Annotated in this window: 9 protein-coding genes; 5 read left to right on the top strand and 4 right to left on the bottom strand. The window is 40.6% G+C overall.

Annotated features, from left to right (window positions below):
* Window positions 1-171: 171 nt before the first annotated feature.
* The 3 genes from ORJ01_RS01945 (at window position 172) to ORJ01_RS01935 (ending at window position 3183) form a co-directional block, all read left to right on the top strand.
* Window positions 172-1029 (top strand): PEP-CTERM/exosortase system-associated acyltransferase, encoded by an 858-nt coding sequence (locus ORJ01_RS01945; RefSeq protein WP_226750804.1) that lies wholly within the window; start codon window positions 172-174, stop codon window positions 1027-1029.
* 25 nt (window positions 1030-1054) lie between these two features.
* Window positions 1055-1909, top strand: coding sequence for a ThiF family adenylyltransferase (locus tag ORJ01_RS01940; RefSeq protein ID WP_306176783.1), 855 nt, complete (start codon window positions 1055-1057; stop codon window positions 1907-1909).
* 434 nt (window positions 1910-2343) lie between these two features.
* The gene (locus ORJ01_RS01935; RefSeq protein ID WP_306176782.1) at window positions 2344-3183 is read left to right on the top strand and encodes a PEP-CTERM sorting domain-containing protein; all 840 of its coding nucleotides are present in this window, start codon (window positions 2344-2346) and stop codon (window positions 3181-3183) included.
* Between the two features lie 889 nt (window positions 3184-4072).
* Here ORJ01_RS01935 and prsT read toward each other — a convergent pair.
* The 3 genes from prsT to ORJ01_RS01920 all read right to left on the bottom strand — a co-directional run bounded on the left by prsT (window position 4073) and on the right by ORJ01_RS01920 (window position 9420).
* Complete coding sequence (gene prsT, locus ORJ01_RS01930) at window positions 4073-6823, bottom strand: XrtA/PEP-CTERM system TPR-repeat protein PrsT (RefSeq protein WP_306176781.1); 2751 nt, start codon at window positions 6821-6823, stop codon at window positions 4073-4075.
* A gap of 158 nt (window positions 6824-6981) precedes the next feature.
* The gene (gene xrt, locus ORJ01_RS01925) at window positions 6982-8397 is read right to left on the bottom strand and encodes an exosortase (protein ID WP_306176780.1); all 1416 of its coding nucleotides are present in this window, start codon (window positions 8395-8397) and stop codon (window positions 6982-6984) included.
* Between the two features lie 105 nt (window positions 8398-8502).
* On the bottom strand, window positions 8503-9420 hold the full coding sequence (locus tag ORJ01_RS01920) for an endonuclease/exonuclease/phosphatase family protein (protein WP_306176779.1): 918 nt from the start codon (window positions 9418-9420) through the stop codon (window positions 8503-8505).
* A 325-nt stretch (window positions 9421-9745) separates the two neighbouring features.
* Between ORJ01_RS01920 and tviB the strand changes: the two genes are divergently transcribed.
* Entirely contained in the window at window positions 9746-11032 is a 1287-nt protein-coding gene (gene tviB / locus ORJ01_RS01915; RefSeq protein WP_306176778.1) for a Vi polysaccharide biosynthesis UDP-N-acetylglucosamine C-6 dehydrogenase TviB, read from the top strand.
* 15 nt (window positions 11033-11047) lie between these two features.
* Entirely contained in the window at window positions 11048-12067 is a 1020-nt protein-coding gene (locus ORJ01_RS01910) for an SDR family oxidoreductase (protein WP_306176777.1), read from the top strand.
* A 34-nt stretch (window positions 12068-12101) separates the two neighbouring features.
* Here the strand turns inward: ORJ01_RS01910 and ORJ01_RS01905 are convergent, their stop codons facing one another.
* On the bottom strand, window positions 12102-13199 hold the full coding sequence (locus tag ORJ01_RS01905; protein WP_306176776.1) for a GNAT family N-acetyltransferase: 1098 nt from the start codon (window positions 13197-13199) through the stop codon (window positions 12102-12104).
* Window positions 13200-13209: the final 10 nt, after the last annotated feature.

Here is a 13209-nt window from a genome sequence, read left to right as displayed (position 1 = left end):
AAATATTGTTTAACACTAAATTAATTGTTGCTGCTTATAGATGGCTGATTTATAAGGTATGTATATCGGCAACTAAAATTCCATAGCAAGGTAAAGTAATGATCGACGTAGCTTAGATGATTGCTTTGCGCGTTGCTAAACAGCGAATTGAAATTGTAAATAGAGGATATAATGAAAAAAATCAGCAGCTTTGCAGATAATCCGGTTATTGGGGGCGTAGTAAAAAAAGCGATATCTTCGCTCGCTAGTAAAGATGCTAAAAATATATCTGAGCATTTTTCTCACTATTTACAGCCAACCATTGCTAATAGCCATGCTTTAAGAGAAGAGGTTTACCGTTTACGGCATCAAGTTTATTGTGAAGAACTGCAATTTGAACAAACCAATTCCGTACACCAAGAAAAAGATGATTTTGATGAACACGCTATTCATTGTTTTGTCAGACACTTATCTTCAAAGCAACTCGCAGGGACAGTGCGCTTAATATACTCTCGTCAGCCAGATGAATTATTACCTATCGAAAAATATTGCGCGCATGCCATTACCGATAAACATATTTTCCCAGGGCGTTTTGCCCGAGAAGAGATCTGTGAAATATCTCGCTTAGCAGTACCAGCCGCATTTCGAAAACGGGCGGTCGATAACTTTGCGGGCGCTGCTACGGGCGCCATTGATCACACTACGTTTTCTGCCACAGAGTTACGCTGTTTCCCTTATATTGCCATTTGTTTGTATATGTCTGCTGCTGCGATGTCTTATAAAACCAAGCGATATTATGGTTTTGTAATGATGGAGCCTCGCTTAGCAAAAAGTTTAAGTTACGTAGGGATCAAATTTCATCAACTCGGTGATGCGGTTGAATATCACGGTTTACGCGCAGCTTATTTTATCGATTCACGTGAATTACGTAAGACACTAAGTGGTGGCTATCAATCATTATTAAAATCGGTTGAACACGAGTTATTTGGTGAGTTATCAGAAGAAATGTTGTTAGAACCCAATGAACGCTTACTAGGCTGGAGCCTTTAAGCTATTCGTTTAACAAGGAAAGGGTATGTTTGATTATAACCGCGCGTTTTCTCGTAATCTCGGTTGGGTTACAGAAACCGAGCAACAACAGCTAAAACATTTCAAAGTGGCTATTGCTGGGTTAGGCGGGGTAGGTGGTGAGCATTTACTCACATTATGTCGTTTGGGGGTGCAACGTTTCAGTTTGGCTGATTTTGATCAGTTCGATGTGCATAATTTTAACCGACAGGCCGGTGCCAATATTCACACTGTTGATGAAGATAAATTAGCTGTGATGGCGAGAATGGCCGCCGAAATTAATCCTGATGCTGAATTTACGTGTTTTGAGCAAGGGGTAACGGCTGAAAATGTAGATGCATTCTTGGCTGATGCCGATATTTACGTTGATAGCTTAGATTTTTTTGCTTTAGATGCCCGCAAATTGGTATTTAAACGCTGTGAAGAGCTCGGCATACCCGTTGTTACGGCAGCACCTTTAGGAATGGGCTGCGCTTTTTTAAGCTTTATGCCAGGTAAGATGAGCTTTGAACAATACTTTTGTTTTGAAAACCACAGCCGCGAAGAACAACTGTTGCGCTTTTTAGTTGGCGTATCGCCCGCTATGTTACAACGCGATTATTTGGTAGATGACAGTCGCGTTAATTTCCGAGAAGAGCGGGGCCCTTCAACTGCCATGGCGGTTAAATTGTGCTCCGGTATTGCTATTACCAACACTTTAAAAATCTTGTTAAAAAGAGGGCCGGTGATCAGTGCTCCTTATGGTTTGCATTTTGATGCTTACCGCAATAAATTCACTAAAACATGGCGGCCGTTTGGTAATAAAGGTTTGCTGCCGCGCATTATGTTGTTTATTGCCCGCCGTATCGTTCTTAAAAAATAAGAGCGCAAGTTCCCAATCAATAAACGCTGCTAAATGTCCCTATTGCGTGGCATTTAGCAGAACGAAATCGCCCTAAAAACCCTACTTTAAACACCGCTGTGTTAGCGTTTCCCCTTAGCGCCAATACCGCATTTTGTATTATTAGTAAGTACCTTGGGTTGTTTTGCGCGAGCACCAATAGGTAAAAAGCTCTATTGTTGTTGAAGAAGGCTTATTACTTTTTATTATGAAAAATCGTTTATTTAACCAGCAATATCGATTTAGCTACTCCGAGAAAAACTCCCAGAACGGCTATTTTTGTCAGGATAATTTACAGATTTTGTTTTGATTTTAAGTTGGATTTTTTAAGTTGTTGTTTATAGGCGTCTTTTATTTCTGGCACGCGTTGTGCATTAACTGGATAGAGTTACTTAATTTTTTGAAAGGAACAAAAAATGAAAAAGTTCACAGTTTTAGCAACCATAATGGCTGCAGGTTTATTTGCTAGTAATGTTAATGCTGCACCAATCAAAATTGATGCATCTGCAGTTCCTGGTGTTACTGGCGCAAGCATGACTAGTGCCTTTGAATTTCTAACGTTAGGTACTTTTAATCCGTTATCTGTTTACACCCCATCAAATCCATTGGCGGGAATACAAAATGGCGATGCAGTTAAAGATGTTGGTACCGCCAATGTTAGTGCTTTAAACCCGTTATCTTTTGGTAGCAATTTAGGTGGTTTTAATACTTCATGGGGCATGAAAGTGAGTTGGAACTTAGCGGGTACTGCTATTGTTATCCCAAACCCACCAAGCTTCCCAAATACCACCTATTTAGGTCAGTTTAATGCGGGTTCTGTAGATTTTAGCATTTGTAGTACTCCAACTATGTGTACAAATGTGCTTAATTTAAGCATTACCGGTTCACAGTTAAATGATCCGCTTTCAGGCGCGGTTGGTATTGAAGTTTTCGGCAAAGTATCATCAGCAATGGCTGGTGTGTTTTTTGATGCATCTGGTACTGATTTCGCCACTAAAATTGGTCAAGGCGAGATGATTTTTGGTATTGCTAGCAGTGATATCTTTGGTGTTCAAAATGCTCCAACTTCTGACTTTTGTCGCACACCAACCGGTGCTTTAAAAGCTGGTGCTGCTGATGGTGATTTATGTCGTTCAACCACATTAAACTCTGTTGACATTGCTTTTGTTCCGGAACCAGCCTCATTAGCCATTTTAGGCTTAGGTCTAATGGGTATGGGTTTCTCAGCTCGTCGTAAAAACAAAGCTAACGCATAATAGTTTTAATTAGATAATAAAAATCCGGCACGAGTTGCCGGATTTTTATTTGTGCCGCTTAATAATATCAGCTTGTTGTATGCCGTTCACTCTGAACAACACTAATTTTCCTTATTGAATTCTTATCATCCTGCCGCATTAATCTGTCATTTTCGTCAGACCCTACAATCACTTGTAATATTTAAGTGCTAGCCTTGTCATGCTGAGTTAAGTCGCTGAACCGGTTGCTTGCTTTACCATGGGTGACTATTGTCCATAATGTTTAGCCATTGCTTAATCTCTTATTTTAAGTATGGTTTATTTCTTTTTTAATGCTCAACCAGCTAAATCGAGATTGTTTTAATGCAGTTTGGTTAGAATTGCAGCAATAAAAAGCAATATAGCGTGGCTTATTTGTATCGAGGGATATTAGCAGCGGATAATTCACAATGCACAGCAGCATAGTTACGGGTTTTGATAAATCATACTCAATATCGTTATCACGGCGATAAACAGCAACTAGGCTGAGTACAACCCATTATTCCTTAAACTTGTTTAAGCGATTATGTGCAGTAAAGAAACGATAGCTTTGAATTGAACTGTAACAGGGACAACGACAAAAAAGCACCTAAGCAAACCATTACGTTGCTGAGTATTACGGTAATGCCGATCAGTTTAGGACTAAGCATGACGCGGTTTGTGCACATCAACACGCCATGAATCATCCCTGAGGCTCGATTATGAACTTCATCGATGAAGTTCACCCTTTCAGGCCAGCAAAGCTGTTCAAATTCGTTCCAGACGAATTTGTCCGGCCATCCATGGCCTTCAACGGTTGTTTTAGAGCAAACAGGTCATGCTTAACTGGCTTGCTTTAAGCATTACGGTGCCTTTTTGTTTAATAATAGTGTTAATTAGTTATTTTACGTTGTAACTCAGCTTTTTTGTCTTGGTATTCTGGTGCATCACTTACTGTTCTGAGTACGCTGCTAGCTTTCGTCATTTTATTGTCAGCAATTAATGCCTCTACATAATGTAATTTCACATCGTTAGCCTCTGGACGGATGGCTAAAGACTTCTCAAATTGACCTACCGCCTCAGCATACGCTTTTTGCCGAAGCAGCAGTAAACCGAATGTGTCTAAAACATCAGGATGGTTTGGAGCCATTTGAATAGCTTGTTTTACAAAAGTTTCAGCTTTTTTTAATTCACCGCGCTCGATTAATAACCATGAATAATTGTTAAGCGTAACTAAGTTAGGAACGTCCTTCACTAAATCGGCGAACATTGACATTGCTTGATCTTTATCACTTTCAATCAAAAGGTTTGCCTTGTATGTAAGCAGTCCGATATCTTTTCCATGTTTTGCGATATGTTTATCAATAAACGTAACGGCATCCGCCAGTGATGTTTTGGCAATTTCTTCGACTAAATACACCGCACTAATTGCTGTTGGATTGACTTCGTAGCTCGCTTTTAGTGCGCTGATTGCTTCTTTAGGTTGTGAGGACGACATATACAACCTAGCCAAAATGAATTGTACCTCACCGGTATTTTTTAATTCCTCTGGCATAGCATTAATTAAACTTATTGCTTGTGAATAGCGCTTTAATTCGCTGAGCAGTCTAACCTGGGCAAGTTGTAAGCGAGGATTGTCTTTATAATTAACTGACAGTGTATTAATGATATCAAGTGCTTTATTGAACTCTTTATTCGAGGTAAGTGCATTGGCATATGAAAACGCCGCTTGAGGATTTTTTTCGTTTTTACGATACCATTTCTCTGCCAATTGCAGCGCCAATGTTTGTTTACCGGTATTTTGATGTGCATCAATTAATAATAAGTAATGCAGTGGCGGTAAATTAGGTAGCTCTGCATCAATAGCACTCAGTAATTCTGCGGTTTTATCAAATTGTTGGTTGTCAGTATAGATCTGAGCCATTAACAAGCGAAGTGCAAAGTTTTGCGTATTCGCCGTATAAATCTGTTCTATTTTTTGTTTAATGTTGTTTTGGCCATCTTTGCCACGGTTGATACTGTAGTAAAATTCTAAAGCAGGCAGGTAGGTTGGTGTTGCCGCAATAACTTGCTCAATACGTTTTGTTGCAGCGCTAAGGTCTTGTTTTTGAGCTAATAATACGGCTTGAATATATCCTACAAAGGGGTTGTCTGGTGTTTCGGTTGCAGCCAATGCATTAAATTCATTCGCTTTTTCAAAATCACCTTGTAGCAAGGCTACATAAGATTTGATATTAAAAGCCGCGGTCCGCGTTTTAGGATCCGCTTGCCATTGCTCGGTTAAGCGATCAATTTCAGCAAAACGTTTTTCTTCTATATATGCGGTGATCAGCCGCATGCGAGCATCATCCATGGCAGGATCGAGCTGTAAGGCTTTTTCTAAATCTTTAATAGCGCCAGGACGTTGACCTTCGATATTTAACCGAATACTGGCTAAGGTAGCTAAGCTGGATGAGTCTTGACTGTGATTATTCTGATAGTTTTGTAGCAGTAAATCAGCTGATTTGTCATTGCCTTGCCGAAGAAGTTGAAATGCGGTTTGCGCTAATAATTCTATATTTTGCTCTTCAACCGGTAAACTGCTTAAGATTTCTGCGGCACGTTCACCTTGGCCAGCATTAAGTTGCAACACAGCATATAAACGCTGCGCTGCTGGGAAGCGTTGCAGCTCGTTTGCAATAGGTTCTAGCATATTTAATGCTTGTGCATTTTGATTTAATCTAGCGGCTGACATGGCAGCAATAATACGGCTTTCTGGCATTGTCATGCCAAAGCGAACGGCGTTTTCACTGAATTGCTTAGCAAGTTCTAATTCACCTTTTTCATACTTAATGATACTCAGTAAATGGTTAGCATAAGGTTGCTGCGGAAATAGTTTTAGCAAAGCATCTAGCTGTGGCTCGGCTTTGGTAAAATCTTGCATCCGCACATAGGTTTGCGCTAGCAGCAATTTGGCCAAAGTAGCGGTGGGCACTTTTTTCAGGTAATGCTCAAATGCAGCGGCCGCCTCCGCATCTTGCTGCTGCGAGGCATAAAGTTTGGCTTTAAAATGCATGCCTTCATCAAATAATGGGCTGTCTGCCGTAATAGTTTCTATTGCAGCAAACGCTTCATTATATTGACGTTTTGATGCTGTAATATGTGCTTTAGCAAAAGCCGCGGCGTCAGCTTGTGATGATGTACTTAGTGCCTCGAACAAACTGAAGGCTGCGGGGGCATCGCTGATACTTATCAAAGACAACGCGCGGTAAGTATCCAACAGTGCACTGTCGGCGACACTGAGTGCTGTACCCGCTAAATCAAAATTTGCGGCTTGTTCAAAGTTATTATTCAGGTAATAGCTTTTTACTAAGAGTGGCGCAATATTTGCTATCGGTGTGCCATATTGCAAAGCACGTTCAAACTCGCGTTCTGCGGTTACACTATCACCACTTTTTAGCATTGTTTCCGCTAATGCCGCGCGTAAGCGGGCATCTTCAGGGGCTTGTTGAATCGCCGAGCGCAGTTCAATGGCTGCCGCGGCATACTGCGCCTGGTTAATAAAATCTTGGGCTGCATTGTAGTGTTCATCAGGTGTCTTCTTACTACAGGCGGCTAATACGGCTAAAAACACTAAGCTGGTGACAAGTTTTGGGGTTTTCATGTAACACTCCTTCGAGAAAACGAAATCGTAAGCTTTGTCAGTGGCAACGACATAACGCACTGAAAAACACTTTTGCTGTTTGAGTATATTGCTCATCCAGCGCTTATTTAATTTGAAACAACTGGCGCTTAAATAACCAAGCCGATGTAAATTGGTTTTTAAAGTATGGCTTTGATGCGTTCTTTGTCTAAAGCACAGTTTGGGCTAGAGCATTGCTTGAAATACCAGTGCAAGTCCGATGCGCGTTTTAATGCTAAAGCTTGTTTCAATCGTGCCACGCGATATTGCCCATCTGAGGTAATTCGATTATCACCAAGTTGATACCAATATAACACCAATGCTTCTCTGCCAAATGGATCTTGCAGGCGGCGCCATTGCCCTAAATTGCTGTACTCTGCGGCAACCTGTTTCCAGCCTGCAGGAATAACATCGTTCAAATAATAATTTGGGTTACGGCTGGCCTCGGTGCCACTAAACATAAAGTGTTGATAGACAATCTGCTCAGCGTTTTCAGAGTAGGTGCGACTAGTTTGTTGTTCAATCGTGACGATTACAGGACTTGGGTTAGAGAGGGTTAGCGGTTGCTCAGGTATTTCAGTGGGTTGTGCTGCAATGGTGTAAAGCAGTTGTCCCGAACTGGTTAAGTTTAACGTTGTCGTTGAAAACACCAATAATACCGCTAATACCGTAACGCTAGTTGGTAACTTAATAGATGATGTTTCAAGCTTAGCGTTGATTGTTTCTGGTTGGGTTTTATCGAGAAAACCGCCAACGTAAAACAGCAGCATAATAAAGGGGATGTATAGAAACCAGCCGAACATATTATGGTCAGCGATGATTTCGCTTTGCATATCGGTGAAGTGGCCAATTAAAATTAAGCCGACAATGCGAAGCCAATTGGTAATCAGTGAGCCTAAGATAGCAATAGTAAAAAAAAGTAAAACGCTACGAGCACGCTTAAGATGCAAATAAGAAAATATCACGCTTAATGCTAATGACACTACAAAATAGCGCAATCCGCTGCAACCATCGGCGATTTCAAAAATGCCGGCAGGGATGTGCACCATATTGCCTTCTACATAAGTAGGAATAGTGGTAAAGCGCATAATAAAAGTGACTGCGGCAACAGAAATATCCTGCAAGATACTGTTTATACTGCCCCAAATGGGTGTAATAAACCAAAGTAGTGCAGTAGGTACAATGATCGCTAAAGAAAACCTAAAGTAGCTTAGCAGCGCCAGCATAATAACCATGGGCCATATTACGCGGCTTAGCACTGTTTGCTGCGCAAATTGCAGCCAAACATAACAAAATAAAGCCAATAAAAATAACACAAAAAAGAATAGGTTAGTTTTAGGCTGTAACTGCTGGTTTTGCCAAGCTTGCCAATAAAAAAAAGCAATCACAAACGGCAGTAAATAAGCATGAGAATAGGTACCGTCATCAAAGCTAAAAGATCGTAGATCAACAATAACAGCAGGGTTAGCAGCTAAAAACACCAAGTAAACAGTGGCAATAAACAACAACGGCCAGTAGCGGGCAATGCCTTTTTGAAAAGTATCCACATTTGTCACAATATTAGTCCTTTAAAAGATGCATCATTAAGGCTTAAAAATAACTTAACATTAACCTTTGTTTAGGTTGCCCACAATATAGTAAATAACATCGTTAAGCATAGGTTATTTAATTACAAACTCTAGTATTACTGGTTTATGATCACTGCCCAAAGCTGAATGCACTTCGGCGTGCATTGGAGTAATTTTTGAGCCTGTTAAAATATGGTCAATTCGGCTACCAAATAACCGACTTTTTTTAGTGTACCCTATACCAAATCCTACCGTATTAAAAGCGTTCGACCATTCTGACCAATACTGTTGATAAAGCCGACTTGGTTGCGTCAAATTAAAGTCTCCACCAATTAACGTTAACCCTTCATCAGCAGCGACCAATTCTGAGGCTATCATACTTTCAAATGCTTGGTTTTTATAAGCACGACTAATAGCGTTAAAGTTTCTGATGGGAGCATGTAGTAATTCAAAACCATGCCGCGGTGTATTTAAATGCAGGTTAATCAAGTTCACTTCAACTTCGTTCAATGAAATTAAATAGTGTGCAGCGTAATGGCCCCAACCTTCTAAAGCCCGTCTGTCTAGTTGTCTAATCGCTTTAAAGCTGTGTTGAGTGAGCAAACATAGGTTACCGTGGCAATCTAAGGTTAAGTTTGTTGGTAGTTGTTGTTTTAATGCCGCCGGGGGGCTTTCTTGCAATAACAGCGCATCGAGGTTTTCGCTGTTATACCAAGCTATGATAGCTGCTGCATCAACTCTACCGCTTGCTACGTTAAAAGTCGCAATTTTATAGGTGCGGGTATCTAAAGTAGCGGGGGCTTTTAGCGCAAGTGCTTGGGAAAAATCGAATAAAACCCAGAAATTCACTAACGTAGTTAACACAATTGATAATAAAAACGATTTACTCGGTTTGGCGCTTAACAAGCAAAGCGGCAGCAGCAGTAATACAAGCCAGCGCGGCGCGTAGTCTATTACAGCTAATAGCGGCTGCCATGATAGTGGCATGGGCGCATAGAGTGCTAACCACAAACAAAAACTCGTAAAAATATATAACACCGGCTCGTTGCCAACCTTGAAAAGCGAATTTAACTTTTACAAGTTAAGGCAATAAACAAAGCATAGCAACCGTTATTCAAACCCTATATTTGTGTTTTCAATCGTCGCGGCTTGAAAGAGCTGATTAACGGCAAACAAGGGCAGGATTTTCATGTTTAAGCTTGCTTTTTAACGGCTTAATGTGTCAACCTAAACGACTAAAAATTCACTATTAATGCGGGTTTCATATGCTTTTTCTAAGCATATTGTGCCTGATAATTTGTGCACCAAAGCGTATCTGGCAAATTCAGGATGATATATGGACAGCAATTTTTCGTTAGCAGGGCTTAAGATCGCGATTATTGGTCTTGGTTATGTGGGTTTGCCGCTCGCGGTTGAGTTCGCTAAAAAATACCCTACCTTGGGTTTTGATATCCATCAAAAGCGCATTGACGAGTTAGCCGCTGGGCAAGATCGTACTCTAGAAGTATCCACCGATGAGTTAGCTGCAGCCACTTATCTTGAGTTTTCCTCAAATATCGACGCGTTAAAAACCGCTAACTTCTTTATTGTCACGGTGCCGACTCCGATAGATCGGCATCGACAGCCCGATCTCACGCCGTTAATTCGTGCTTCCGAAACACTGGGTAAAGTGATTAAAGCGGGCGATATTGTGGTGTTTGAATCCACAGTATATCCCGGCGCGACTGAAGAAGATTGTGTACCTATTATTGAGCAAGTTTCCGGATTAACCTTTAACAAAGACTTTTTTGCTGGGTATAGCCCCGAACGCATTAACCCAGGTGATAAAGAACACCGGGTAACAACCATTAAAAAAGTCACTTCGGGTTCAACACCTGAGGTAGCAGAATTTGTTGATAATGTTTATGCCAGCATTATTACTGCCGGTACTTATAAAGCCAGCAGCATTAAAGTGGCTGAAGCGGCGAAAGTTATTGAAAATACCCAGCGTGATTTAAATATTGCACTGGTGAATGAATTAGCGGTGATTTTTAGTAAGCTAAATATCGATACCGAAGAAGTGTTATTGGCTGCCGGCACCAAGTGGAACTTTTTACCGTTTCGTCCCGGTTTAGTTGGCGGGCATTGTATTGGTGTCGACCCCTATTATTTAACACATAAAGCGCAGTCTATTGGTTATCACCCTGAGGTGATTTTAGCCGGGCGGCGCATTAACGATGGTATGCCAAAGTTTGTGGTGTCATCGCTTGTTAAAACTATGCTGAAAAAGCGCATCCAGGTGCAGGGCGCTCGAGTACTAGTAATGGGCTTAACTTTTAAAGAAAACTGTCCTGACATACGTAACACCAAGGTTATTGATGTGGTTCAGGAGTTGGCTGATTACGGTATGCTGCCAGATGTATTTGATCCTTGGGTAGCCGCAGCGGAAGCCAAGCATGAATATGGTATTGAACTCATTACCGAGCCCGAGACCGGTAGTTATGATGCGGTAATACTGGCCGTTGCGCATCAAACTTTTAAAGATTACGGTACCGATCATATCCTTGGTTATACCAAAGAAAACCATGTGTTATACGATCTAAAATATATGCTCGACCCCGCTAAAGTTGAACTTCGCTTTTAATATCAAGGAAAAATAATGACGGTTTATCAACAGGCACTCACAACCTTATTAGCCGAGCCGAAACGTTGGTTAATTACCGGGTGTGCCGGTTTTATTGGTTCTAACCTGCTGGAAGTGTTGCTTAAGCACAATCAGCACGTGGTAGGCTTAGATAATTTCGCTACGGGTTTTCAGCGTAATCTTGATCAAGTGCAGGCATTAGTCACGGCCGAGCAATGGCAACGTTTTCACTTTATTCAGGGTGATATTTGTAATAGCGATGATTGCGCTAAAGCTTGCGCGGGCGTTGACTATGTATTGCATCAAGCAGCGCTGGGCTCAGTTCCCCGTTCTATAAGTGATCCTGTGCGCACTAACGCCAGTAATATCAGCGGTTTTCTAAATGTGTTGATTGCCGCACGTGATGCCAAGGTAAAATCTTTTGTTTACGCGGCATCCAGTTCTACTTATGGTGATCATCCAGCACTGCCGAAGGTAGAAGAGAATATTGGCAAGCCGTTATCGCCATACGCGGTAACTAAGTATGTGAATGAGCTTTATGCGGATGTGTTTTCTCGTACTTACCAGTTTCATTGTACTGGCTTGCGCTATTTTAATGTGTTTGGCCCAAGACAAGATCCTAATGGCGCCTACGCCGCTGTGATCCCTAAATGGACAGCTGCAATGATTGCCAACGAGGATGTGGCCATTAATGGCGATGGCGAAACCAGCCGCGATTTTTGTTTTGTTGCCAATGCCTTGCAAGCCAATATATTAGCGGCTGTAACTCCGTTAGGGTGTAGTGAAGTGTTTAACGTTGCCGTTGGTGATAGAACCACATTAAATCAGTTGTTTGACGCGATAAAACATAGCTTGCAACAACATAATGTAAATTACGATAAATCAGCAGTGTATCGCGACTTTCGTGCAGGTGATGTTCGGCATTCACAAGCTGATATTAGCAAAGCAAATAAACTTTTAGGTTATCAGCCTGAGTACCGTATCGCGCAGGGATTAGAGATTGCAATGCCTTGGTATGTGGCATTGGGTAAATAATAGTTTCATTTAATATAAGAAAAGGGCTATAAATTTAGCCCTTTTTAAACGAGAATAAACATTGTACTCGTCGCATAAACTTATTAAATAGTGAAAGTACTAAAATCCATTTCGTTGTATAGCTTATAGAATATACTTCAGTGTCTGAATTGATATACTGCGCTTTGTAACTGTTCACTTTACCCGCCATCAAATCATAAAATTTTATCTGCTTTTCTCTTGCATGACGCATTGCAATAAGATGCATCGCTACGCCGGTATTTATAAGAGGGCTGTTTTCACTGATGCCACTTTGATAGTAATACAGCGTATCGTGATGATAAAACCCATAAAAAACGGCAATGCATTTTTCTTGAACAAGCAACTCGAACAGTAGTAACTGATTTTCCTTAAGAAGGGCCGCGGATAGATCTAAATGAAACTGCCGAAAAACTTGGGTAGAAAAGGCTCCTGGCTTACCACGTTTCTGCCATTGCAGCGTATGTAACTCAATTAAGTTATCAAAAAAATCCATAATTTTTGAGTCTTCATCACAATATACAATCTGTACATCTTCTCGATCAGCAAAGCGCCGAGCTTGCCTGCGCAAAGTAGTTTGCGGGAATTGTGATATTTGTTGCTGTTCACTAGTCAGAACATCAAGCCTATAGCGTTTTCCGATTAGTTGCTCTTGGAGTTGCCATCCAAATTTTTTATAGCTTTTCAACCATTGCATGCATAAGGAATCTGGCAGAACATGCTCAAAACTAATTTTTACGCAGCGGTTAAGTTGCTTTACCTGTTGAGTAAAAAGCTCTAAGGATTCTGAAATATACAAAGGGTTAATAATAAAGTCCTGAAACTCGCTTGAAACTTCTGATGTTTCAGCTTCACCAGTTCCGATGAATCTAAGTTCATAGCCAAAATAAATTTTTTTCAAATATAAAGGATAAAATGCTATAGGAACATCATCTTTTGAGTGCAAGCTTAAATATAAGTGATCTAATCTATTAATATTTTTAGTTATCCAATTATCTAGCCATAAATAAGAAACACAAAAACTGATATCAGGTAGTGATTTGAAATATTCTAATATTTTATCTAATTCATTACTATTGTAATTTTTCAAATCCAAAATGATCAATTTAATCATAATTTATATT

The sequence above is a fragment of the Alishewanella sp. SMS8 genome (genome assembly GCF_030737935.1).
In the GTDB taxonomy this organism is placed as follows: Bacteria; Pseudomonadota; Gammaproteobacteria; order Enterobacterales; family Alteromonadaceae; genus Alishewanella; species Alishewanella maricola.
The sequence above is the reverse complement of the archived record's forward strand: the minus strand, read 5'-3'. Positions and strand labels throughout refer to the sequence as shown.

What these genes read in the sequence shown, in the direction of transcription:
- ORJ01_RS01945 (WP_226750804.1), top strand. Translation starts at nt 172, where the DNA reads ATGAAAAAAATCAGCAGCTTTGCAGATAATCCGGTTATTGGGGGCGTA.
- ORJ01_RS01940 (WP_306176783.1), top strand. Translation starts at nt 1,055, where the DNA reads ATGTTTGATTATAACCGCGCGTTTTCTCGTAATCTCGGTTGGGTTACA.
- ORJ01_RS01935 (WP_306176782.1), top strand. Translation starts at nt 2,344, where the DNA reads ATGAAAAAGTTCACAGTTTTAGCAACCATAATGGCTGCAGGTTTATTT.
- prsT (WP_306176781.1), bottom strand. Translation starts at nt 6,823, where the DNA reads ATGAAAACCCCAAAACTTGTCACCAGCTTAGTGTTTTTAGCCGTATTA.
- tviB (WP_306176778.1), top strand. Translation starts at nt 9,746, where the DNA reads ATGGACAGCAATTTTTCGTTAGCAGGGCTTAAGATCGCGATTATTGGT.
- ORJ01_RS01910 (WP_306176777.1), top strand. Translation starts at nt 11,048, where the DNA reads ATGACGGTTTATCAACAGGCACTCACAACCTTATTAGCCGAGCCGAAA.
- ORJ01_RS01905 (WP_306176776.1), bottom strand. Translation starts at nt 13,199, where the DNA reads ATGATTAAATTGATCATTTTGGATTTGAAAAATTACAATAGTAATGAA.